Source organism: Segatella copri, from assembly GCF_003465495.1.
Lineage (GTDB): Bacteria > Bacteroidota > Bacteroidia > Bacteroidales > Bacteroidaceae > Prevotella > Prevotella copri_G.
Window position 1 is genome coordinate 49,758 of sequence record NZ_QSAV01000015.1, and the last position, 24,554, is coordinate 74,311.

Sequence of the window (24,554 nt, forward strand, 5' to 3'; positions counted from 1 at the left end):
TATATCCTCCTATCTTATTTCACCAACAATGTACCGTCAATATACTCTATCTGTATGCGGTCGAAAGCATTCAAAATCTCCAGGTTCTGCTCCAAAGTCTTCGTCTTGTTCCAGTTGAAGAAGAGACGGATGTGCTGGGCACCGGCATCCACATATTCCACCTTGACATGATAGAAACCGGATAGCTGAGCCAGAATGGTTCCCAATTCAGCATCATCAAACACCACGGGTTTCATATCAAGCGAATCCTTACTCTCTGCTGTTGCAGCACGAAGACTGTCATTCGACAGCGCCTGGGTTGTTGCCAACTGTTCTGTCGCAGCCTTGTTATCCGCTGTCTGATCAGAAGCCGGGAATCCCAACCAGCCGTTGTGAATCGCAGCCAAGGCTACACCCGAAAGGAAGATGATGCCGACGATGGATGCAGCAATCTTCACCCGGTTGCGATAAGCGCCTTTGGATTTGCCGGCATCTATCGCCATCTTATCCTCGTGATGTGCCTGAACAAACTCCTTCCAAGCCTCATCCACATCCACATTCTTCGGATTGGCTTTCTTGCCAGCCATTCTCGCCATCGCCAGTTCATGGAAGAACTCCTTCACTTCCTCATCGTCAAGCAGGCGCTCCACCTGCTCGTCGGTATATTTCTCGGGATGCTCCTGCATGTCAAAGAGCATCATCCGCTTTTCTTCTTTACTCATGTTTGTCATTGTCTTGCTCATTTAAATTGTTCCTTAATCCAGTCCATCGCCTTCGAGAGATGGTTGAATACCGTCACCTTGCTCACTCCCACTTCATCAGCCACCTCCTGATAAGATTTCTCCTGAAGATAGCGCAGACGGAAAATGAGTTGCCGGATAGGCGGTTCCAGATCTTCGATGAGAAGCATCAGCCGGTCGAGCCGTTCATCGGTCTCTTCTGAGAGAATCACATCGGTATCATCCAGCAGCAGCTTCGCCACCCTTTCCTTCACGCTCTTATGAGCTATCAGGTTGAGACAGCGGTTGCGTACGCTCCGCATCAAGTAACCGTCCTCACTCCCAGGCACCAGAACCACATCATCGGCAAGAATCTGGGCGAATACTTCGCTCACCACATCCTTGCTCTCGTCATCATCCGAAAGAATGCATCTGGCCAGATTGTACATCTTCGCATAATGCTGACGGAATAATTGTTCTATGTCCTTTTTTCTGTTCATATACTATCTATACAGTTGAGCCAAGCGAAAAACTAAGCAAAACATCAACTTTTTTGTTTTTTCCTTTAAATCCGAATCGAAATCACCAAGAATCTCCCCGGATTTGAATGCAAAAGTACACAATCTATCGGAGATAGAAGACAAATGGTAAGGATAAATCGATTTTCAGTTGATTTATTTGTTCATTCCAACATTTTTTAGTACTTTTGCCCACCAAATTACGAACAAGTAAATAAGATTGGTATAAAACAGGTATTACCAAGATAAAATAAAGAATAGATTAGATAAAGGAGAATAAGATTATGTCAACGATTATTTATCCATCACCGATATTCGGTCCGGTAAACTCCCGCCGTCTGGGAGTTTCACTGGGCATCAACCTCATGCCATCTGATGGCAAGGTCTGCTCATTCGACTGCGTTTATTGCGAATGCGGATTCAACGCCGACTTCCGTCCTAAGAAGAAGCGCCCTACCCGCGAGGAGGTAAGAGAAGGACTGGAGAAGGTTCTGAAAGAGCGCCACGACAACAACCAGCCTCTGGACGACATCACCTTCGCAGGAAACGGTGAACCTACGGGACACCCAGACTTCAAGGGAATCGTGGAAGATACGATGGAACTCTGCAAGAAATATTTCCCTGAAGCACAAGTATCCGTACTCAGCAATGCCACCTATATATATAAGGAGGAAGTGAGAGAGGCGCTGATGCTCGTGGATAACAACATCCTGAAACTGGATACCGTGGATATGGATTACATCAAGAAGCTGGACCGCCCTCAGCAGCCTAACTACGACGTGAAGGATGTAATCAAATATCTGAAGATGTTTAAGGGGCACGTCATCATCCAGACCATGTTCCTGAGAGGTGACGGTTTGGACAATACCAGCGAGCATTTCGTAGCTCCTTGGCTGGAGGCAGTGAAAGACATCCAGCCTCAGCAGGTAATGGTTTATACCATCGCCCGCGAAACACCAGACAAGTTGCTGGAAAAGGCACCAAAGGAAGCTCTCGATGCCATCAAGGACCGTGTAGAGGCACTGGGCATCAAGTGTACAGCCAGCTATTAAGAGATAATCAGGATAAGAAAGAAAAGCAAGTAGAAAAAAGAAAGAATGAAAGCGAAAAGTAATATCCTTATTATCAGCGACATGTGTGGCTACGGAAAGGTATCTGCCGCTGTTCAGATGCCTATCCTTTCTTATATGGGACTCGATGTGTTCAATCTGCCCACCATGCTCATCAGTAACACCTTCCCATACGGCAAGTATGCCATTCTGGAATGCACTTCGTATATCGAGGAAGCCTTGCAGAAGTGGAACGAACTGGGCATTCATTTTGATGCCATCACCACGGGTTTCATGGCTTCGGAGCGTCAGGCTAAGCTGGTGGCACGTTATTGCAGAGAACAGGCAGCACTGGGCACCGACATCTATGTGGATCCCGTGATGGGCGATTACGGCAAGCTCTATGGTGGAGCCAGTGAGAGTACCGTGAGATGCATGAAGGAGATGCTGAGCGTATCGCATCTCTGTTTTCCCAACTATACCGAGGCTTGTCTGCTGACGGATTCGGAATACAAGGAAGAGGGAATCTCGGAGAAGGAAGCCTATGAACTGATAGATAAACTGAGAGCCATCGGTTCCCACTCCGTACTCATCACCTCGTGCATCGTAGAGGGTCAGCATGCCGTAGTAGGTTTCAATCATCTTACAGAAGAGTATTTCCTCCTGCCCTACGAAGAAATCCCCGTTCAGTTCCCGGGCACCGGCGACATCTTCTCCAGCATCATCGTGGGCAGACTGAAGGATGGCGATCAGCTTCGCCATGCCACCCGCATCGCCATGGATACCCTGCGCAACTGGATAGACATCAACAAGGATGACAAGGACAAGAACCGAGGAATTCCGATAGAAAGGCATCTGGGGGACTTGTAGAAGAAATTGAAAGGTAGAAAAACAAGGAATTGATAAAGAGGAAAAAGGGGAACCTGCAAAAACAGATTCCCCATTTTTTATAGTCGATTGATAATAGAGTTATCATTCTGAATCTGGCCTTTACGAGCCTTATACTTATTGTGAAAGCTATAAGTCAATGTCAGGCTATAACGGGAGTATGCCTTCTGATAGAACTCATAGTCGAGGACAGGATTGAGCTGATAGCCTTTCTGACGAAAAGTATGGAAGACATCAAATACGCTGAAACCCAGCGACAAGGCATCCTTCAAGAATGTTCGATTATACCCTAAACACACGTAGCCAAGAGGATGACTTTTATAGTTTGCATCTATCGTGCTCGTAGAATAATTTCCCTCCACAGAAATACTACCAATCTTCTTGAAGGTGAAGTAATTGACACAATTTCCTTTTACCACCCAAATGTGCTTTACATTATAACTCTTTGGAATATCGTCATAATAGCCAGCCAACCCCATGTTGAGATTCCACCAAGGCAAGATTTTCCCATTGAAAGCATAATAAGCCCTCACGATGGTCTCTGAGCCAAAATTGGTTATATCACGATAAGTCTTGTCACCAATCGTCTCAAAATACTCAGCTATCACATCTTTCCTATGCTTATACGAGAAAGACAGAGAATGGTTACCATGCGTCAACTCCCATATAAGGGAGTTACTGATAGATGGCTGCACATTCGGATTGCCAGTTGTATAAAGAACGGCTGAAATACGTTCCTTGTTATTGGTAAGATCACCAAACGAAGGACGGTTGATACTGCTGCTATATGTAAGACTCATACTACTCTTGTCATTGAACTTATAAGACAAGTATGCATAAGGAAACCAATTGGTATATCGCTTATCCACCTCTGTTTTATCAGTCAAGCGATTGATGCCCTTCTGCCAAGTATTCTCCATTCGCATACTTAGATAAGCAAACACCTTCTCTCCAAAGTTCTTCGACAACCCGAGATAAGCAGCCGCAACCTGTTCCTGATACTTCCAATCGCTTGAAGTCAAATCTCCCTCCACGAGATTGTTCCTGATGTTCAATCCTGTGGTTCTGATATTATTCTCATATTTAGAACCTAAGCGAAGCGCCAAACTGCTAGGGAAATTATAACGGAAATCCGTCTGCAAACTTCCTGTATTGGCATTCGAGGTTGATTGATTATACTCATCCGTATGCAAAGGCTCATAATCTTTATAAGATGCTACGAAACTATTGCCCTTATTGGCATGCTTATAATTATAGTTGCCTAATACCTTTAGATAACTGTCTTTCTCATCTATTTTCCAATTGTAAGAAAGCACCGCATTCAGATAATCCGTATTATTACGGTCGTTCATATCAGAAACACCTTGATACAACATTTTATTGGCATCAGTAAACTTACAGTAATCACCCGCACTAACAGCATGCCCATTATTGATATTTCCATTCAGCTCAGCGCCAAAGAGATGATGATGCTTCTTATCAATGGCATAGATACTACCCACACGATAGAAATATAACTTTTGCCTATTATCATACGTTTGAGCAACAAGATGATGAGTATCTGTCTCCATAAAATGATGTCGTGTCTCACCATATAGGGCATTTCTTGCCCAGATATAATAAGTAGAGGCATAAACATTCCAACGCTCCGTTCCCAAATTAAGATTCAATAATGGATAATAGGAATAAAACTTACTCGATTCTGGGCTTAGATTTCCCACATATCCCGTGATACTTCCATTAAAACCAGCCCGAATCCTTGTCCTGATATGAACAATGCCACCCTTAATGTCGGCATCATGCTCAGCACCATGCGTATCTTGTATCTCAATGCTTTGGATATCATCAGCTTTGATGCTTGAAAGGAAAGACTTCAGTTCCGTTCCTGCCAGTTTTCTGTCATTTACGAAAATGGTTGCCTCTGTATTATTCACCTTGATATTCACTCCTCCGGAAGCATCATCCTGCACCATCACCTTTGGAGCATACTTCAACACATCCGTGGCATTCATAGCCCCGATATTCTTCAGTTCACTCACATTGAAAACGGTCTTGTCTTCCTTGCGTTGGAACAAAGGCTTGTAGGCTTTCACCACCACCTTATTTAATGTATAGGCATCACGGAACAACCGGATACTGCCCATCTTGCCCACATTCACCCGTTTATACTGGGTCTTATAGCCAACATAGGAGAAACGGGCGATGACCTGCTTCTGATGAACAGGAATCACGAAGTCGCCAGAAAGATTGCTCACACCCCCATTCACATAGCTGGAATCCCTGACATCCAGAAGAGCGATATTGACAAATTCCATCGGTGAGCCCTTATCATCCAACACCCTTCCTATCAGCTTCTGGGGTTCCTTCTGGACACACTCGAAATAGATTTCATCCTTGTCGAAGGTGGCACGGATGGGATAAAAGCCAATTACCTGGGTTACGATATCACGGACATCCTTGTTCTTGAAAGAAGTACTGACGGTGAAATCCTCCAACTCATCGTAGATAAAATTGATTTTATATTGGGGTTGAGCCTTGTCTAGCCAGACCAAGACCTTACTGAACGAAGCCTTGTCGAAAGTATGCGACAAGCGTTGTGCATAGCCTGCCATAAGCGCCATACACAGAAATATCATAAATATGATTCTCTTCATAGTTTCTCTCTTTTTCACAGCTCCTGTCGGATAGGAACAAATCATGCGTATTTACTCTACAATCAACATCTGATTAGCCACATCAAAGGAAAGATGTACCTTATCAAAGTGATTGATCTTGTCGATGATATCCTGCAGGGAATCCTTGCTATCCCATTGCAGATAAAAACGGATATGTGCTGCTGCCTGGTTGCGATACTCCACCTTTACCTGCATCTTGTCGGCAATATATTCCAAGATGCCAGACAACTCAATATCCTCAAAGACAACAGGGGCTTTCTTGGTTGGTTCTATCTTCAGCCAAGCGTCATCTACCGCAACTTTTGCTTTCTGTTTATGCGATGTCTTCACGCTATCCGTCACCAAAGCCGTCTCATTCTTTTCTGCACGGTTCACAATATGATAAGCCGCATACGAAATGCCCGAAAGCATCAGCAATCCCACAAAGGCGGCTGCTATCTTCATCCAGGAAGATTGCCCTGTCGGATGATACGCTTTTTCGGAAATATCCAAAGCCTCATCCCCTTGCTTGGAATCAGTATCAGCAAGCTTTGCCTCAAACTCCTTCCAAGCTTTATCCACATCCACAGAGTCTTTCGCCTTCTCATAGGCAAAAGCCCGCTTCAGCAGAACTAACTGATCGTCATTACTCTTGTTGGTCATAACTCTGAATCTTTAAATTGTTCTTTAATCATCTTCGTAATGTTGGAAAGATGTTTCCAGACTGCCACTCGGCTGATACCCAGTTCCTCTCCTATCTCTCCATACTTCATCCCTCCCAGGAATCGCATCTTGAAAATGCACTGCTGTTGTGGGGTGAGATGGGTCTTGGCAAAATGCAGCATCTGCTCCAACCGGAGTTCATCTTCTTCTGGAGATGCAGCCATCTGTTGTTCGCTGGCATAAAGCATAGCCATACGCTGCCGGTTCGTTTTTTGTGAAATGCGCTTAAGGCAACTGTTTCGAACACTCGTTAGCAGATAGTGCTCGACGGTATCTGGCAACAATACGGTATCAGATTCGAGCAATCGTTCAAAGATGTCGCTAACCACATCCTTGCTCTCTTGCTCATCGTAGAGGATGCTGACAGCCATCCCATACATCCGCCCGTAATACTGCCTGAACAGTGTTGATATTTCTTTCTTTTCCATCACGATTTTTACTAGCTATTACCCTCGAGTAGAGAAAATGCTAACCTATGAATCCAACTTTTTTTGCAAAAGTACTCATTTTTATCTTAAAAAAGAAAAGATAAGGAGGATATTTATTTTACTGTTTCAAATATTGCACTTGATTATTTGCATATATCAAATAATAATTGTAAATTTGCGGTGGAAATATAAACTTCGAAGATTATGGCAAAGGAAAGAATCTATCCCGTTGGGGTGCAAACCTTCAACGACATCATAGAGGAAGGTATGATCTATGTAGATAAAACCGCCCTCATTTACAATATGGCAAAGAAATACAAATATGTGTTTCTTAGCCGTCCACGCCGTTTTGGTAAGTCCCTGCTAAGCAGTACGCTGCGCTCTTACTTTGAAGGAAAGAAAGATCTTTTCAAAGGACTCGCTATCGAAACTTTTGAAAAAGAATGGATAGAATATCCTGTACTCCATTTCGATCTGTCAACCTTCAAGAACTGCGATTTATCTCTCTTTCCTGAAAAATTCGACATGCAATTACGCAGGTTCGAAAAGCAATTCGGAATAGAAGATATGAGGAAAAGTGCCGGCAACAGATTAACCCAGCTCATAGAACAGGCAGAATCGATGACCGGCAGAAAAGTCGTTATCATTATTGACGAATACGATGCTCCTCTACTTGATGTGTTGCATGATGAGACCAAACTGGAAGCTGTAAGAACTATCATGCAGGAGTTTTATGCGCCTATTAAAGCCAACAGTTCGCATATTCATTTTGCCTTTATCACGGGAATCACAAAATTCTCTCAACTCAGCATCTTCAGCACTATCAATAATCTTACCAACATCAGTATGGATCCGGAGTTTTCTACCATCTGCGGCATCACCAAGGATGAACTGGACACCATTCTGAAAGAAGATATTGCTTTGCTGGCTAGCAAAAATCATGTATCATTCGAAAGAATGAGAGAATTGCTAAGAGAAAACTATGATGGTTACCACTTCAGCCGGGAAGGTGAAGATATCTTCAATCCATACAGTCTCATGAGAAGTTTTGCAGCAGGATTCATCGACAACTACTGGTATGCTTCAGGTACATCAACCTACCTGATTCATCAGATGCAACATTTCCATACAGATGTCACAACACTTGACGATATGTTTGCCTTTTCCTCATCCTTCGACCGTCCTACGGAGAAGATGAGCGATGCTTTGCCTTTGCTCTACCAAAGCGGCTATCTTACCATCAAAAAGTATGACCCGCTGAGCAATGGATATTATCTAGGCATTCCAAACAAAGAGGTAAGGGCAGGATTAATGGAGAATCTCCTTCCCATCTATTCCGGCAAGAGTGATAGCCAATCCTTGGGTTTTGCAGCACTCTTCTATCGTGACCTGCTGACGGGTAACATAGACCAGGCTATGGAGCAGATGAAGGCTTACTTTGCTTCTATTCCATACCCAGAGGGTGGAAAGAGCGTATTGGAGAATATGCAAAAGAGCGAATATTATTATGAGACTATTCTCTACATCGTTCTTTCAATGATGAATGTGGCAACCTATACACAAGTAAAAAGTTGCAGGGGAAGAGCTGATGCAGTAATGTTTGCTCCTACAGCAATTTTTGTCTTTGAGATAAAGATCAACAAACCTGCCCAAGAGGCTTTGGCTCAAATAAACGAGAAAGGTTATATGATTCCTTACTCCGCAGATGAAAGAAAAATATATAAAATAGGTATCAGCTTCAGTACTCAAACCAGAACAGTAGAAGACTGGGAGTTTGAAGAGGTAAACTAGCCCTTCAATACTCCTACAATAAATATAAATGGAAAAGAAAGAAACAAATACACTCAGTATATTTCAGCGCCCAGTATGGGTAAGCCTGTTCGCCCTTACGGCTGCTATCTCGTGGGGATGGGCTTACCCATTGATTAAAATGGGAATGGAAGAATATCAGATTACAGCAGACATGACCGGAAGCAAGATGCTTTTTGCAGGTATCCGCTTCTTCATCTCCGGTATCATCATCCTTGCCATCGCAAGAAGTTCACACCGTGAATTCGGATTCAAGAAGAAAGCTGTTCAAGAGAATGTCTGGTTTCTTCTCCTCTATGCACTCCTCAACACCACCCTTCATTATGCCTTCTTCTATTTCGGACTCTCGCATAATGCAGGAGCACGTTCGGCGATACTCAATTCTATGAGCGTCTTCACGGTGGTTATCCTTGCCTGTATCTTCTTCAAGAGCGACAGGATGACGTGGCGAAAGGCATTGGGCTGCATCATCGGATTCCTGGGTATCCTAGCCTTGAACCTTGGCGGAAAGGAAAGCGGTAGTTTCACTTTCCTGGGCGATGGTATGATTATCCTCAACGCCTTGTGTGGAGCCAGTGCTTCCCTGCTGACCCGAGGATTGAGCAAGAGAGTGGATGTTTTCGTAGGAACCGGTTATTCGCTGAGTATCGGTGGAGCCTTGCTGGTGATTCCTGCATTGTTAATGGGTGGCTATCTGCCAGTCATCAGCCTCTGGGGCATCACCATCCTTCTGCTGCTCATTGCCATCTCAACCATCAGTTTCGCTCTCTACAATAAACTATTGAGCTGCAATCCCGTAGGAAAGGTAGCAATATACAATTCGCTCATCCCCGTAGTAGGAGCCATCACCTCCTGCCTCTGTCTTGGTGAAACCTTCTACTGGAAGTATCTGATAGCAGGCGCATTGGCTACTGCCGGAATTTATATCATCAATAAAGGGAAGAAATAAATCCGGCTGTTGCCAATGCAACCCATATAGAAAGCAAAGCCAACTATTTCAAGATACCCGTTTCGCGCTCCTCATTGTTGATATTCCGCTGTATCTTACGGTATTCCTTTCCCCGATTGATATTCCAGGCAACACCGATACGGAGCAAATTACCTCCCGAATTGTCATAACCACGAACCTGCTTACGGAGCAAGGCGTTGACGATTTCTGCTGAATAGGATTTCGGATGAGCCATAAACGGATTATGCATATAGAGCGTAAAATCGAAATCACCTATATGATAACTGGCTGAGGTTGCCAATGAAGGAGGATTATGCCCGATGTTCTCTCCCTCCATAAAGTTCCAACCATTATCAGCATACAGCATCACTGTCCATTTTCCCCAATATCCCTGTAATGTTCCACTATAATTATAAGCGGTATAACAATGACTGTACTCATCGCCCTTATTGAAAAAACGGTAAATACCTGCATTCACAGAAAATATAAGGTGGTCGGGGATAATGTCAAACCGGGTATCATTCGTAAGATACAACATATTACAATGGGGCTGATTCGCCTGGGTATAAAGAAACTGATCATCTTCCGTGCGAGTGTATTTCGCCAAATTACAATGACGATTGATGCGATAATTCAAGGTAAAATCAGTATTTATCCTTGGTTTACTGAAAGAGAATACCACCCAGTTCTCATATCTACTGTTAGGCTTAAGCGAAGGATTACCCACAGTCCATTCCATACTGTTCTTTCGAATACGGGTATCCGAAATCATAGCTATCTGCGAAATATGCTGTGATAATTCACTTCCCAAGCGGATCTGAAACGAAGAAGAAAGGGAATAAGCCAATGTGAGTTTCGGACGACAAAGCCAAAAACTAAATTCCTCATCTCCCTGTCGATAAGACTGATTACTCAACCCGAAGCCAGCCACATAAGTTAAACGGGATGTTCCTTCCTTGAATTGTCCCAAACTTCCCTTGATTTGTGCAAAACCATAAATACCCAATGAACGGATACCATTCTCGCTAACCACATCACCCAAATACTGATTATCCATATATTTCCAGTTCAAGTTGGTTCCTGCAGAAAAAGTAAAGGGTTTCAACCGGTTTTCATAGATAGCCTCGGCTATGAGCGAATAGGTCTTTCCATCTACCTGATATTGATAGGGGTCGCCCTCACCTTCATAATAGGCTCCTTTGGTGTGGATATAAGTGCCCAAAACATCTGCCGACAAAGACTGATATATCTATTACATATGCAATATTCTTTCCATATCTTACGCCAGGACTGTCGATATAATCTACACTCATAATAGAAGCTACATCCAGCATCTGTACATCATGCATATTGGCGAGAATGCCATTGATACGAATCTGCACTTCTCCTTTATTATCGGTAGCAGAAATGGCACGGCCAGCCTCATCAACCCTGATATGAGGCAAAGCCAACTTTCCTAAAAGCGAAAAATATGACTGACATGAGTCTGACATTTATCAATTAACGAATATTATATCTAGTTTTATACCATCTTTCATAGAATTTCTGTACTTTTGCATTTGAATCTTTAAACAGTATATCATTTAAACAGAATAATAATATGAAACTGAAAGCATATCATTCCATCCTCATCTTTGCCATCCTTGTGATGTCTGCGGCATTCTCCAGCGTAAGCAACTACCGCAAGGCACAGTATGCCATTGTACAAGATATGAACAAAGCTTTGGCTCTGACTCTTCAGGAAAATAAATATCAATGGATTACGCCTGATACCATCCAGAGCTACCGCTCACATCTCAGCATCGACCTGCTGAAGTCGACCAGTAATCTCTGCTATGTGATGGAAGACAGAAGAAAAAACAAATATTCCCAGTTGGTAAATAGCGCCAGCCAGCTTAGCAGTAAAGCGATGCTCCTCAACGAGCACTCTATCCAAAGCTATGCCAACTGTTCGATGGCAGATGTTTTGAGTATGAGCAACCAGCGGACATCTTTGACGCTTACCCTCATGGCTATGATTTGGGCAATTGCATCGCTATACTATCATCGCAGAAAACAATCCTGGAATCATGAGGCCGATATGTTCGGAACGATGAGCTATTCTCAAGACGAGGATTCCTTCTACAATCAGGAAAGCGGACAAGCCATCAAGTTTACTCCGATGCAGCACCAACTGATGCAACTCTTCTTTAACAATACGCATCATCAACTCTCCAAACAGGAGATTTGTGATGCTCTTTGGCCCAAGAAACCGGATGCCAATGAAACGCTCTATACCTTGATTCGCCGTATCAAACCGGTGATTGAGCAGAATAGCAACCTCATGATTGAATCGGAAAGAGGCAAGTCTTACCGACTGATAATCAGATAAGTTCAGAAATGTCAGCCAAATGTCATACTTATTATTTGGCAGTTTCCCATCTTCTTCATACCTTTGCTGCTAAAATACAAAAGGAGCAAAGATATGAAGAAGATTTTTTTGATAGCAGTTGTCTTTCTGATGATGATAAACTTCATCATCAACTATCACCATGAGGTTACGAAAGAGCAGCAAACACCGATGGCGGATTTCAAAACCAAGGTAGAGATGGCACCCATGAAGGAATACAATGACCCTGACTTCGGCTACGTTGTCAAGTATCCTTGCTTCTTCCAGCAGGAGGATACTTCGGTATCGGGATGCCAGGGCTATGCCCGCTTCTCATTCACTAATCATGCCAACATCATCCTGGAGAGTTACGTTACCCCCAACTATTGCAACACCCTCCAGGCTTGTGCCGATTCTCTTGCCCAGAAGCTTCATTCGGAGCGGACGATGCAGGCATCGAATAAGTCATTCATCCTCTCCGGTCCTGTCTATGAAAACGGAGTAAGAGTAGACGGCTACAGTCATTACGATAAATTCATCAAGAGTGGCAGAATACTCTTCGTCTATTCCCTCACCTATCCCGACAGCTACAAGCCAGCCATGCCCCGACTGTTCAAACTCATAGACAACTGGAAGGTTTTAGGGGCATATTAATCTGCCTTGAAGATATCCTCACGAGCCTCTTGGGATTGTATAAAAACAGTTTTCAAAGAAGATAAAAGCGCTTGATTATTTGCATATATCAAATTATAATTGTACATTTGCGGTGTAAATATAAACATCGAAGATTATGTCAATATTCAGTCGCCTCTTTGGAAGGAAAAACAATCTCACCGTAAGCTCTGACATCAAGAAGAAAGATGCCAGTAGCAGGAACATTGCCTTCGTAGATACCGAAGTGGGACTGAAAGACCATAAAATACACGACATCGGAGCATTGCGTTATGACGGAGCCAACTTTCACCAAGCATCACAGACGGCACTGAACAAGTTCCTGCAAGAAGGAAAGGTTGACTATATCTGCGGTCATAACCTCATTCATCACGATGCCCGCTATCTCCAACTCAACGGCATACTGATAGATACCCTCTATCTCTCCCCGCTCCTCTTCCCCAAGCGCCCTTACCATCATTTGGTAAAGGACGACAAACTAATGAGCGAGCAGATGAATAATCCTGTCAACGACTGCGAGAAAGCCAAGGAGCTTTTGATGGACGAAATCGCTGCATGGAATCAATTATCAGAAAGGAGGAGGAAAATCTTCACCTTGCTGCTCCAGAATGAAGAGGAATTCAGAGGATTTCTGATGTATGTGGGAGCCATCGAAAAGGATGATGCAATCAGAGACGTTTCAGAATTCATTCTTTCTGAATACAAAAATCATATTTGCGTCCATGCCGACATTCCGGCTCTTGCAGCCCAGTCGCCTTGCGGCTTGGCATACGCCTTGGCCCTCATAGGCACAGACGATTACCAATCTGTTACACCAGGTTGGGTACTCTGCCATTATCCCGAAGTAGAACATATCATCTATATGCTCTGCCATACCCAATGCACCGATGGCTGCGAGTATTGCAACCGCATGCTCGACATTCATCACAACCTGAAACAACTCTTCGGCTATGATGCCTTCCGTACCTATGACGGCGAACCGCTGCAGGAACAGGCATCACAGGCAGCAGTGGATGGTAAGTCATTATTGGCGATATTTCCTACGGGTGGCGGCAAATCGCTCACCTTCCAGTTGCCAGCCCTGATGGATGGCAGAACCATACATGGACTCACCGTGGTTATCTCTCCTCTGCAATCATTGATGAAAGACCAGGTAGATAACCTCGCAGACCGCGGCTTCACCGATGCCGTAACCATCAACGGTCTCCTCGACCCAATCTCCCGCTCCCTAGCCATCGAACGAGTGCAGAGCGGAGATGCCACCTTATTATATATAGCACCAGAGATGTTGCGCTCCAAAACCATCGAGCGTATCCTCATGGCACGGCATGTGGTGAGATTCGTCATTGATGAAGCTCACTGCTTCTCTGCATGGGGACAAGACTTCCGTGTGGATTACCTATACATCGGCAAGTTTATCAAGGAATACCAGGAACGTAAGTTTGGCAAGGACGCCATGGCCCGCAACCATGGTCAAACCCTGATACCCGTATCTTGCTTCACCGCCACTGCAAAACAGAAGGTGGTACAGGACATCTGCGACTATTTCAAGCATTGGCTGGGCACCGACCTCCAGCTCTTCGCCTCATCAGCCTCACGTACCAACCTGCACTATTCCGTTATCCACGTAGATAGTGACGGCAACAAATACAATCTACTGCGTTCACTGGTGGAACAGGCAGATTGCCCTACCATCATCTACGTATCCCGCACCAAGCGCACCCGTGAACTCGCCCAGAAACTGACACGTGACGGTATATCCGCCCTGCCCTATAATGGCAAGATGGATGCCGATGAGAAGATACACAATCAGGATGCCTTCATGAGCGATAAGGTTAGAATCATCGTTGCCACCTCCGCCTTCGGCATGGGAGTAGATAAAAGCGATGTGGGGCTGGTTATCCACTACGACATCTCCGACTCTCTGGAGAACTATGTACAGGAGGCTGGACGTGCAGGAAGAGATCCACACCTCAATGCCAAATGCTATGTACTCTATAGCGATGAGGACTTGGACAAGCACTTCATCCTGCTCAACCAAACCAAACTGAGCATCAGCGAGATACAACAGGTATGGAAAGCCGTTAAGGATTTTACCAAGCAGCGTCCACACGTAAGCTGTTCGGCACTGGAGATAGCCCGCCAAGCCGGTTGGGATGACTCGGTATCCGACATAGAAACCCGTGTTCGCACCGCCCTATCTGCTCTAGAACAGAGCGGATACATAGAGCGTGGCAACAATATTCCGCACGTCTATGCCACAGGTATCACCATCAAGAACATGGACGAGGCAAGACTTCGCCTCACCTAATCACCCCTGTTCTCGGAAGATGAGATGAAGAATGCCATCCGCATCATCAAGTCGCTCATCACCCAGAAGCATATAGCCAAGGCACAGGATAGCGAGGCTGAATCCCGCATCGATTACCTCGCCGACATCCTAGGACTCAGCAAGCGAGACGTCATCTCCTCCGTTGACCGAATGCGACAGGAAGGCATCCTTGCCGATACCCGTGACATATCAGCCTATCTGCAAGACATCAGCGACAAGCAACGCAAGCCTCAGCAGATGCTGGAGAACTTCGCCAAACTGGAAAGATACATTCTGGAACATATCCCGGATGAGTCGCTGCATATCACATACAAACAACTCAATGACAATGCCGTACACGACGGCATCAACACTTCAACCGAAAAGAAAATCCGCACACTGCTATACTTCCTGGCAGTGAAGGGATATGCGCACAAGAAGGAAGACGGCGTCCGCAATCTCATCGTAACAAGAGACAAGGACATAGAAACCATCATCAAGCGATTCGAAAGACGAATTGAGGTTTGCCGATTCATCATCGAAAGACTATACAGCCTGGCTGAGGAAATAAATAAAACTGTAACAGAAGAGAGCAAGAATAGCTCTTCTGTAGATTCAAGAGAGAAGCCTCTTAAATTCTCGGTAGTTGAACTTCTGAACGATCTGAAATCCAGCAACCAGTCACTCTTTTCCGACTTCTCTTCCCTGCAGTTGGAAGACGTGGAGGAAGCCTTGCTCTATCTCTCCAAGATAGGAGCCATGAAGCTGGAAGGAGGATTTCTGGTACTCTACAATGCAATGGCAATTAAACGCATCAAGGAACCTCGCCTCCACTATAAGCAGGAGGATTACCGCATGCTCAATGAATTCTACAAGCAGAAGATTCAGCAGATTCACATCGTGGGCGAATATGCCAACCTGATGGTAAGGGATTACGATGCCGCCCTGCAATATGTGCAGGATTACTTCCAGATGGACTACCATTGCTTCATCTCAAAGTACTTCAAGGGCAACCGGGAGACTGAGATAGAGCGCAACGTAACACCTTCGAAGTATAAGAAACTCTTCGGAATACTCTCCAAGCGACAGAAGGAAATCATCGACGACCACGAGTCCCGCTGCATCGTAGTCGCTGCCGGTCCTGGCAGCGGCAAGACACGTGTGCTCGTACATAAGCTTGCCTCTCTCCTGCTGCTGGAAGATGTAAAGCACGAACAACTCCTGATGCTCACTTTCTCTCGTGCAGCCGCTACCGAGTTCAAGCAGCGCCTGATGCAACTCATCGGCAATGCCGCCCATTTCGTAGAGATCAAGACCTTCCATTCCTACTGCTTCGACCTGCTGGGCAGGGTTGGCAATCTGGATGAGGCTGGAGATGTGGTTAAGCATGCCGCAGAAATGATTAACAATGGAGAAGTGGAACCCAATCGCATCAGCAAGACCGTGCTCGTTATCGACGAAGCGCAAGACATGAGCAAGGATGACTATGCCCTTGTCTCTGCTCTGATGAAAGCCAACGAAGAGATGAGGGTGATTGCCGTAGGAGATGATGACCAGAACATCTATGAGTTTAGAGGTTCCAACTCGCGGTATCTCTATGAACTGACCCAGACAGAGCACAGCCGTTTCATCGAGATGACGGAGAATTACCGCAGTCTTCGCCATATCGTGGATGCTGCCAACGACTTCGCCCGCAACATCCGCCAGCGAATCAAATCTACCCCTATCATCTCCATGAGTCAAGAAGATGGAGAGGTAAGAATCGTGAAGCATCCATACGAGATTCAGGAGAAAAAGGTTTATATGTATCAGCCTATCCTAGAAGATGTTACGCGATTACTGGGAAGTAACGCTTCAAAAGAAGCCGATGCATCTTCCCGCAAGAAGAACGAAACCATCAGTATCCTCACGCAGACCAATGAGGAGGCTGTCATCATGCTGGCTCTTCTTCACAGTCATGGCATCAAGGCTAAACTGGTGCAATCAATGGACGGCTTGCGCTTCTGGAATCTGGCAGAGGTAAGATACTTCTTGAAGAAGATAGACCAAGGTATCAAGGAGACGAAATCCCCTATCATCCCTGATGATATTTGGGAAACAACCAAGCAGCTGACATTCCAAAAATATGCCACCAGCCAGGCATTGCCATATCTGCGCCGCAGTCTCCAGATATTTGAACAGACCAATCGTGCCAAGTACTACAGCGACCTGAGGGAGTTCGTGTTCGAATCATCAGTAGAAGATTTCTGTGACATCTCGAAATCAGACATCGTGGTCAGCACCATCCACAAGGCAAAAGGCCATGAGTTCGACCATGTACTAATGCTCATTACCCATCCCGAACATCCTACAGATGACATACTGCGCCGATACTATGTGGGCATGACCCGTGCCAAGCGTACGCTTGTCATCCACACCAACGGCAATCTCTTCGACAGCCTGAAAAGTGCCCAGCATCTCTATGATGCCCAAGCCTACGATGAGCCCAACGAAATAGTACTCCAGCTCTCACACAAGGATGTAAACCTGGGCTTCTCCAAGCCTCACAAGGACGCTATCCTTTGCCTGAGAAGTGGCATGCCGCTAACCTACCACGACCATTGCCTCTGTCTCCCATCAACAGGCAGAGACATAGCCCAGCTCTCCATCAAGATGAAAGAGAAACTAGGCAAATGGGAGTTGAAAGGCTACAAGGTAACCGCTGCCCGAATCCGCTTCATCGTGGCATGGAAGTCAAAGGATGCACCGAGGGATGAGAAGGAATCTGCCATCGTGCTCGCTGATTTGGTGATGAAAAGAATAAGGTAAATTCATTAAAAATCTATCACCAAACGCTATTTATCCTTTCTTTTTATACACAAAAGTGTAATTCTTAAGCCGCACTCTTGAGAAATACACTTTTGTGTCAAAGGCTTTTTCCTATAAAGCTATACTTTTGCAGCAGAAAAATAAAAAAATCAAGCAAAACTGTAGCAATATGAAGGAAAAAGTAATTTTTACCACAGCGTTGTGCCTCTCGGCTATGACTCCGATGATGGCGCAGAATATCACCGGCAAGGTGATGAATACCAAGGGAGAACCTTTGGCGTTTGCCAATGTAGTATTATTGAATAGAACGGACTCGGCTTTCGTCAAGGGTGCGGTGAGTGGAGAGGATGGCAGCTTTGTCATCGACTCTTCCTGCAACGGTGGAATCATCAAGGTGACATCCGTAGGCTATAAGACAATCTGCAAGAATTGCACTGGTGAAAATGTGGGCATTATCAAGATGGAAGAAGACAGCAAGATGCTCGGCGAAGTGGTCGTGAAGTCATCCCTGCCTAAGACTATCCTAAAGAATGGCGGAATGACGACAACCATTGTCGGATCCGTACTTGAGAAGGCAGGAACCATGGAGAACCTGCTCGACCGCATCCCTAACGTGTCTGCCCAGAATGGCAGCATCAAGGTATTCGGTCGCGGTGAACCTGTTATCTATATCAATGGACGACAGATGAGAGACAAGAGCGAGCTAGACCGTTTGCATTCCGATAACATCAAGTCGGTGGAAGTCATCACCAACCCTGGTGCCCGTTACGCAGCCAGCACCAAGGCGGTCATCCGTATCACAACGAAGAAGATACAAGGCGAGGGCTTCGGATTTGACGCTACAACAGAAGGATCGTACGACGAGAAAAAGAACATTGGAGGATATGGCAGGCTGAATATGAACTATCGCAAGAATGGATTAGAGCTAGGCGCATACGCTTTTGGAGCAAGACAATACCAGCCAGACAATAAAGACTTACAGCAGAAGACTTATCTTGACAAGACGTGGAACCAAAAAAGTGAGATAAGACAAGTAGGTATTATCGAAGCCATGAACTTTCGATTGGATGCCAGCTACCAGTTGGATGCCAACAACTCTATCGGTGCCAACTTTGGTTTTCTTAGAAATCCTAAGCAAACATGGAACGGCGATATGAGTTCTTTGATATTGCAAGACGGAGATTTGTCTGAAAGTTCTGATAGTCATGCTGATTTCTTTTGGCAGAAGAATAATCTTTCAAGCAATATTTACTATGTAGGAAAGATTGGTAAGCTCAGCATCGATTTCAATACAGATTGGCTATGGTCGAAGGAATACCAGAACGATGTTACCAAAGAGCAATACCAGGAAGTGGGGATGAATGCACAAAGCCAAACGGCTCATAGCTTAACTAACAAGGACTATCATCTGCTCGCTTCCAAACTGGTGCTTTCTTACCCATTATCAGGAGGTAATTTGTCTTTGGGTGGTGAATATTCCAATACCCATCGTACCTCAAAGTATCAAGTGGTGCCAACTAACTTGGTATCGGATGACGACAGCCGTATTACAGAAAGTATGACATCTTCATTCTTGACCTATTCAAGAGATTTCGGTAATCTGAGTTTGGAGGCAGGTATGAGATACGAGTACATCGACTTCAATTACTATGAATATGGCAAGTATGTGCCTGGGCAAAGCAAGTCGTACGGCAATTGGTTCCCATCGCTTAGCTTATCAATGCCTGTAGGCAAGGTACAGATGCAATTGAGCTATGCAGCCGACATTAATCGTCCTTCCTATCATAATTTGCGCAGTGGCATTCAGTATGACAACCGATACACGTATGAAACGGGAAATCCATTTCTGGTATCTCAGATAAGTAGAAATCTCAACTACGAGTTGGCTTACAAATGGTTGACATTCGACATGACCTACAGTCATACTTCACATCCAATTATGCCAACAGTGGAGACTTATAAGGATAATCCTGCAATAGGCTTGATGAAGCCTGTGAATGGGAATTCGTATAATAACGTAGCTGCATCTATTAATTTGCGTCCATCGTTTGGCATCTGGTACCCTTCGCTTACAGCATCCATTGACAAGCAATGGTTTGACATGGAGACACACGATGGGAAATCGCTCAACAAGCCAATGGCTTCATTCCGTTTTGACAATACCCTCAACACCAAGCTGGGAATGTTTACGTGGATGATGTCGTATATTACAAAAGGCCATGAGGAGAACCAGTATCTGTACAAGCCAATGTTTTGCACGAATGTTTCCGCATATAAGGCTTTCTTGAAAGACCATTTGTCGTTTCAGCTCTTCATCTATGATTTGTTCGGGACAAACGATAGCCACATGATTGCTCATTTTGGCAAAATAAAGGAAATGGTGTATGATGGATTGTCAACAAGCAAAGTGTCGCTTACTGTACGGTATAAGTTCAACACTACAAGAAGCAAATATAAGGGTACGGGTGCTGGAGAAAGCCAGAAGAACAGAATGTAATCTGTCTGCAGCATCCGGTAATGGTGTAATGACAATAAATCTCTCTATAAATGAACAATCCAATAAAATTGTTGATTAGTGGCGCAGACATGGGAGGCTTGATAGCCTCCTGTGCCTTGCGCCATGACTTCCATGAAAGCCCTCGGCAGGAAGATAGATTTCATATCTATCGCATAGAAAAGGATACGCTGACGATGGAAGAGGTGGATGCATGCGACTTGTCGGGCATCCGGTATGCGGTGAATGCAACCTTGCATGACAACGAAGCCTCGTTTGCTTTCGATGAAAAATGCAAGGAACGGGGCATCACCGTTATCCATGTTGTCAATCTTGGCAAGGCTGCCTTTCTCGCTGTAGAGAAACCGAAAGGCTATCCATTCAGCGAAGTAGTGAAAAAAGGAACGGATGATTTCCGTTGCTCACTGGGCAAGTATATCTCGCAGTACGGTATGTTCTGGCAGATGCCCTTGCCTTGGATAGATGAAGCCATCAGACATTATTCTGAGGAGTCTTTCCCGCAACTGGGCATCGGGGCATATATTGCCGCCGGCTACTGTGCCAACATTCTCGCAAACCTTGCGGAAGGCAAGGAGGTGAAATACTTCCCCAAGTTCTATCTCTCGCCATTGTTGGAAGAGATATGATTGCGATTATATCATCTGATAGTTCGTGGCATGAAACAGCGCTTCGGCAATGTTCTTCACGCCCATCTTGGCGAAAAGGTTGCGCTTGCAAGCCTTTATAGTGTCAACCGATTTGCATAGTCGGTCGGCAATATCATTCATCGTGTAACCTTGGGCAGACAATCTCAAAACATCTCTCTCAGTCTCGCTCAAGGTTATGCCCTCTTTTTTCTCCCACTTGTGTTTCTGTGTGGAATACTCATAATACCCACGCTCACCATTCTTCTGCATGATGATATGTCCCGGTTCATCGGTTGCCGCCAACGATACAGTGCAGAGGGCAAGCCAGATTCTTCCATCATCAGAAAGAAGTATCGGAGTGAGGTGATGATGAATCAATCGGCTATGTCTGCCATTGGTAAGATGAAAGTCGTACGAGATGGTATAGTCCAGACGGTCGCCCACAGGCAATTCGTTGAAAAGATCAAAACCTTTCTTGTTCGCTTCGAGCAGCATCTGCAGGTCAGCATCCGGAACATGGTCGATATACATCTGATAGCCTGCGTCCATCAACTGCTCCGGTTCCAATCCGCAGAGATAAGCGAGGTTATCTGATGCATAGATGAAGTCCTGATGAAAATAGTCGATGATATAGACACACTGGTAGGTGCTGCGGGCAAAAGCTTTTGCCGCATTCACCAATAATTCTATCTTCTCGTAATCTTCTCTGTTGATATGATTCACCTCATTGGAATGGAGGAAGAAATCTTCTTTTTCTTTATTCATAAGCTATTCTGAATATTACTCTTTCTATCTGTTCTCCGATTCATTAAGCCATCGGATCTCTTTTTAAATACGCTATTCGGCTACAAAAGTACATATTTTTATTTATAACAACTCTATTGGATTGTTTATTTACAGATAATTAACCGTAAAAGCAGAAGACTTACACAAAGACGCTGATGATTCTCGTTAACCACTGGATATGAGTAGTACAACCCATACGCATTCTGCATTTCCTTGTTCTTGAAATCTTACTAATTGCTTGTAATATACTGATAATCAATACTAATTGGAATGGTAAAATGACGAAAGAAACAAAAATAGGAACAACAAAATCAAGAAACCCCAAAATGAAAGCATGAGAAAATATAAATTAACACTGAAAACAATGATAAATTTCCGATTTTGACATTTTAAGAACATGGCAAATAGAACAAATATTTATGAACGCATATATGTATCTTGCCATGTTGGGAAATCAATTGCTTAGTTCCATTTTTGCAGATTATATTTCTATTTTGTCTAAATTACGACGGAATACAGCAGATATTCAAGGGATTTGGATGGATTATCAAAATAAAACGTTATTTTTGTAGCATAAAAACGATAAAAATATGAAGGTAAGCACTATGAGAGAAATAAATCCCAAAGAAACCACCCGTGCATATGCATTTGAGCTTTGGATGAAAGCCCCGATGCCAATGGTTACGTTTTTCAAGATTTTAGATGTCAATCGTCTTGTTAAAATCAGCAAAGAGTCAGGTATGAAATTCAATATGCTGATGTGCTGGTGCATCGGCAAAGCGGCAAGCAGTATCAAGGAATTTTATATGCTGCCTGTCGGAGACAAATTGATGCAATATGATGCTATTGCGGTTAATACCATTGTTATGAACAAGGACAATGAGGTAAGTTCATGTGATGTGCCGTTTTCTGATGATTTGCAGCTATTCAATGAAGATTATCTGAAATTGACAACGGAAGTAGCCCGAAGCTGTGAGAACCACGATTTGACAGAAAGCATGGTAATAGGGACTTCCGCACTGGCCCAATATGAAATTGACGGTGCGGTAGGTATGTACAGCGGTATCTTCAACAATCCGTTTATGATATGGGGCAAGTACCATAAAGGTTTCTTCAGAACGACACTAACGGTTTCATTCCAATTCCACCACACTCAAATGGACGGGGCACATGCTGCAAAGTTCCTGGATCGCTTGCAGCAGGAAATCAATAAATTACTTGTGTAGCGATGAATATGGAAAAACAAAGATTGATACTTCGTTCCTGGACAGAAAACGTTGCAGAGTCTCTTTATAATTATGCCAAAGTTCCAGCTATCGTCCCTATTGCTGGATGGCCTCCTCATACATCTGTGGAAAACAAAAATAAAAAAATATACAGGAAAAATTAGACAAAAATCCGGATTATGTAATGTGTAAAAAATAACTTCCGCAGTTTTCTGCGGTTAAGAGCAACATTTGACGAGATAGTTCCATTTGGAGAGCTCATCATCAAAAATGATACGTTTGCTCTTGTTTGATTCGTAAGATTCTTCAATGGGTCTTTTCGTTTCATACGTTTTTTGATTTATTGTAGCGATAATGGAGAGTCCTTTCTTTGTGACGGTAGCCTCTGCTCTCGTTCTTGCATTCTCAATGGACAAGAGTGGTGCGCCACTCCAACTTCTTGAAATTGGTCCAAACATGCAATGCTCTATAGGATTATATTTGTATTCGCCCTTTCCGTCAGCGGTCTTGAAGTTGTGCATCGGAGCAAGACGGTACATGTCGCTTAATCGCAATCCAGTAAAACAGGCGAAGATGAAAGCCTCCTTGCCTCTGGGCGGTAACTGTCCGTAGCCATGAGGGTGCGAAGTTCCTCAATGGTCAGATACTCTTTCTTGCCGTCCTTGGGCTGAATGCGCTCACGTGCATCCAGTTCCTTCATAGGGCTGTTACGAATAATGCCTTGTCGCACAGCGTTGTTGAGAGCAGTGGAGAACATTCCGAGGTATCGGCTTGCCGTATTCTCGCTGATAGGTCTTGGCTCGCCATACTTGATATGGGAGTTTGGAAAGTTACGCAAGAACTTCACATATCCACGGCAGAACTCCGCATTGACCTCTTCAAGCGAAATGAAGCCTTTGTTAGTCTCGTCAAGATACTTCTCCACGGTGTGCAGCATTTCCACACGGCAATGGAGCGTTGACTTCTTAATGCCGACACCACCTTCACAATACTTCTTTATCCATGTGGTAAGAAGCATCGAGCCTTGTTTTACTGTCTCTCAGTCCTGTATGCCATGACCATGTAGGGCTTTGATGCGCTCTGCCTTGATGCGTTCCGCAACCGCCATAGTCTGCTTGTTCTGTTCCTTGCAAATGGGATTGATTTCGGGAACGAGGTAGAGTCTTAGATACTCATACTTCCTCACTCCCTTATAGTAGATGTCAAGATAGATACTCTTGTTGCCATCTGCGAGCGACTTCAACCGAATTTTAATCGGTTCTTTCAGCTTTACTTGTTTCTTTGGTCTTGCCATGATGTATGAAGTGTTATTTTGTTTTTGTATTCTGCTACATTGGAGGGTCTTTCTCCCTCTTGTTGAAAGTTCATGTCAGATATGGTTTCCTATGCTGACATTTGCTTTTCTTTCTTTTCCCTTACGTCGGAAAACTGATGTAAAGATAAGAAAATAAACCGAGAAGCGAGAAACAAAACGGAAACAAGAAACGTAAGCGGCTCCGCGTTTATACCTTGCATAATTCAAAAAA

General features: G+C 44.4%; 20 protein-coding genes and 1 pseudogene. 10 read left to right on the plus strand and 11 right to left on the minus strand.

The window, feature by feature from the left end; translation table 11 throughout:
- Positions 1–14: 14 nt before the first annotated feature.
- Complete coding sequence (locus DWV53_RS06140) at positions 15–701, minus strand: DUF4974 domain-containing protein (RefSeq protein ID WP_259318923.1); 687 nt, start codon at positions 699–701, stop codon at positions 15–17.
- Positions 702–718: 17 nt separating this feature from the next.
- On the minus strand, positions 719–1,198 hold the full coding sequence (locus DWV53_RS06145; protein ID WP_118152389.1) for a sigma-70 family RNA polymerase sigma factor: 480 nt from the start codon (positions 1,196–1,198) through the stop codon (positions 719–721).
- A 302-nt stretch (positions 1,199–1,500) separates the two neighbouring features.
- On the opposite strand from DWV53_RS06145, the gene DWV53_RS06150 reads away from it, so the two are divergent.
- Together DWV53_RS06150 and DWV53_RS06155 are read left to right on the plus strand one after the other, a co-directional pair.
- A complete protein-coding gene (locus DWV53_RS06150; protein WP_118152391.1) occupies positions 1,501–2,268 on the plus strand; it encodes a radical SAM protein in 768 nt (255 codons plus the stop codon).
- A gap of 45 nt (positions 2,269–2,313) precedes the next feature.
- Positions 2,314–3,135: a bifunctional hydroxymethylpyrimidine kinase/phosphomethylpyrimidine kinase gene (locus DWV53_RS06155; protein ID WP_118152393.1), complete on the plus strand. Its 822-nt coding sequence runs from the start codon at positions 2,314–2,316 to the stop codon at positions 3,133–3,135.
- A gap of 77 nt (positions 3,136–3,212) precedes the next feature.
- Here the strand turns inward: DWV53_RS06155 and DWV53_RS06160 are convergent, their stop codons facing one another.
- The 3 genes from DWV53_RS06160 to DWV53_RS06170 are packed head-to-tail and all read right to left on the minus strand — an operon-like array spanning position 3,213 to position 6,958.
- Positions 3,213–5,807 (minus strand): TonB-dependent receptor domain-containing protein, encoded by a 2,595-nt coding sequence (locus DWV53_RS06160; protein ID WP_181992430.1) that lies wholly within the window; start codon positions 5,805–5,807, stop codon positions 3,213–3,215.
- A 51-nt stretch (positions 5,808–5,858) separates the two neighbouring features.
- Positions 5,859–6,470 (minus strand): DUF4974 domain-containing protein, encoded by a 612-nt coding sequence (locus DWV53_RS06165; protein ID WP_118152397.1) that lies wholly within the window; start codon positions 6,468–6,470, stop codon positions 5,859–5,861.
- On the minus strand, positions 6,467–6,958 hold the full coding sequence (locus DWV53_RS06170; RefSeq protein ID WP_118152399.1) for a sigma-70 family RNA polymerase sigma factor: 492 nt from the start codon (positions 6,956–6,958) through the stop codon (positions 6,467–6,469). Before DWV53_RS06170 ends, DWV53_RS06165 begins: the two co-directional genes overlap by 4 nt.
- Positions 6,959–7,162: 204 nt before the next feature.
- Here DWV53_RS06170 and DWV53_RS06175 point away from each other — a divergent pair, with 204 nt between their 5' ends.
- Both DWV53_RS06175 and DWV53_RS06180 read left to right on the plus strand, forming a co-directional pair.
- Entirely contained in the window at positions 7,163–8,749 is a 1,587-nt protein-coding gene (locus tag DWV53_RS06175) for an ATP-binding protein (protein WP_118152401.1), read from the plus strand.
- 28 nt (positions 8,750–8,777) lie between these two features.
- Complete coding sequence (locus tag DWV53_RS06180; RefSeq protein WP_117585935.1) at positions 8,778–9,716, plus strand: DMT family transporter; 939 nt, start codon at positions 8,778–8,780, stop codon at positions 9,714–9,716.
- A gap of 43 nt (positions 9,717–9,759) precedes the next feature.
- On the opposite strand, the gene DWV53_RS06185 is transcribed toward DWV53_RS06180, so the two are convergent.
- Entirely contained in the window at positions 9,760–10,953 is a 1,194-nt protein-coding gene (locus tag DWV53_RS06185) for a hypothetical protein (RefSeq protein WP_118152403.1), read from the minus strand.
- A complete protein-coding gene (locus tag DWV53_RS15505; protein ID WP_147468745.1) occupies positions 10,901–11,209 on the minus strand; it encodes a hypothetical protein in 309 nt (102 codons plus the stop codon). Before DWV53_RS15505 ends, DWV53_RS06185 begins: the two co-directional genes overlap by 53 nt.
- A gap of 107 nt (positions 11,210–11,316) precedes the next feature.
- Between DWV53_RS15505 and DWV53_RS06190 the strand changes: the two genes are divergently transcribed.
- The 5 genes and pseudogenes from DWV53_RS06190 (at position 11,317) to DWV53_RS06210 (ending at position 21,016) form a co-directional block, all read left to right on the plus strand.
- The gene (locus DWV53_RS06190) at positions 11,317–12,087 is read left to right on the plus strand and encodes a winged helix-turn-helix domain-containing protein (RefSeq protein ID WP_259318924.1); all 771 of its coding nucleotides are present in this window, start codon (positions 11,317–11,319) and stop codon (positions 12,085–12,087) included.
- Positions 12,088–12,180: 93 nt separating this feature from the next.
- Positions 12,181–12,738: a hypothetical protein gene (locus DWV53_RS06195; RefSeq protein ID WP_147468746.1), complete on the plus strand. Its 558-nt coding sequence runs from the start codon at positions 12,181–12,183 to the stop codon at positions 12,736–12,738.
- A 136-nt stretch (positions 12,739–12,874) separates the two neighbouring features.
- Positions 12,875–17,875: pseudogene (locus DWV53_RS06200) on the plus strand (RecQ family ATP-dependent DNA helicase).
- Positions 17,876–18,044: 169 nt separating this feature from the next.
- Positions 18,045–20,372 (plus strand): TonB-dependent receptor domain-containing protein, encoded by a 2,328-nt coding sequence (locus DWV53_RS06205; protein ID WP_118152406.1) that lies wholly within the window; start codon positions 18,045–18,047, stop codon positions 20,370–20,372.
- Between the two features lie 50 nt (positions 20,373–20,422).
- Positions 20,423–21,016, plus strand: coding sequence for a hypothetical protein (locus DWV53_RS06210; protein WP_147468747.1), 594 nt, complete (start codon positions 20,423–20,425; stop codon positions 21,014–21,016).
- Positions 21,017–21,022: 6 nt separating this feature from the next.
- On the opposite strand, the gene DWV53_RS06215 is transcribed toward DWV53_RS06210, so the two are convergent.
- Positions 21,023–21,781 carry a helix-turn-helix transcriptional regulator gene (locus DWV53_RS06215; protein ID WP_118152408.1) on the minus strand — a complete coding sequence of 253 codons (759 nt, stop codon included), beginning with the start codon at positions 21,779–21,781 and terminating at the stop codon, positions 21,023–21,025.
- 626 nt (positions 21,782–22,407) lie between these two features.
- On the opposite strand from DWV53_RS06215, the gene DWV53_RS06220 reads away from it, so the two are divergent.
- Positions 22,408–23,028, plus strand: coding sequence for a CatA-like O-acetyltransferase, family 2 (locus tag DWV53_RS06220; protein ID WP_118152409.1), 621 nt, complete (start codon positions 22,408–22,410; stop codon positions 23,026–23,028).
- A 218-nt stretch (positions 23,029–23,246) separates the two neighbouring features.
- Here DWV53_RS06220 and DWV53_RS16385 read toward each other — a convergent pair whose 3' ends face one another.
- The 3 genes from DWV53_RS16385 to DWV53_RS16090 are packed head-to-tail and all read right to left on the minus strand — an operon-like array spanning position 23,247 to position 24,322.
- On the minus strand, positions 23,247–23,567 hold the full coding sequence (locus DWV53_RS16385; RefSeq protein WP_287580224.1) for an ISAzo13-like element transposase-related protein: 321 nt from the start codon (positions 23,565–23,567) through the stop codon (positions 23,247–23,249).
- A 5-nt stretch (positions 23,568–23,572) separates the two neighbouring features.
- The gene (locus DWV53_RS16085) at positions 23,573–24,046 is read right to left on the minus strand and encodes a phage integrase SAM-like domain-containing protein (RefSeq protein ID WP_259318925.1); all 474 of its coding nucleotides are present in this window, start codon (positions 24,044–24,046) and stop codon (positions 23,573–23,575) included.
- Positions 24,047–24,067: 21 nt separating this feature from the next.
- The gene (locus DWV53_RS16090) at positions 24,068–24,322 is read right to left on the minus strand and encodes an Arm DNA-binding domain-containing protein (protein ID WP_259318926.1); all 255 of its coding nucleotides are present in this window, start codon (positions 24,320–24,322) and stop codon (positions 24,068–24,070) included.
- Between the last annotated feature and the right edge of the window lie 232 nt (positions 24,323–24,554).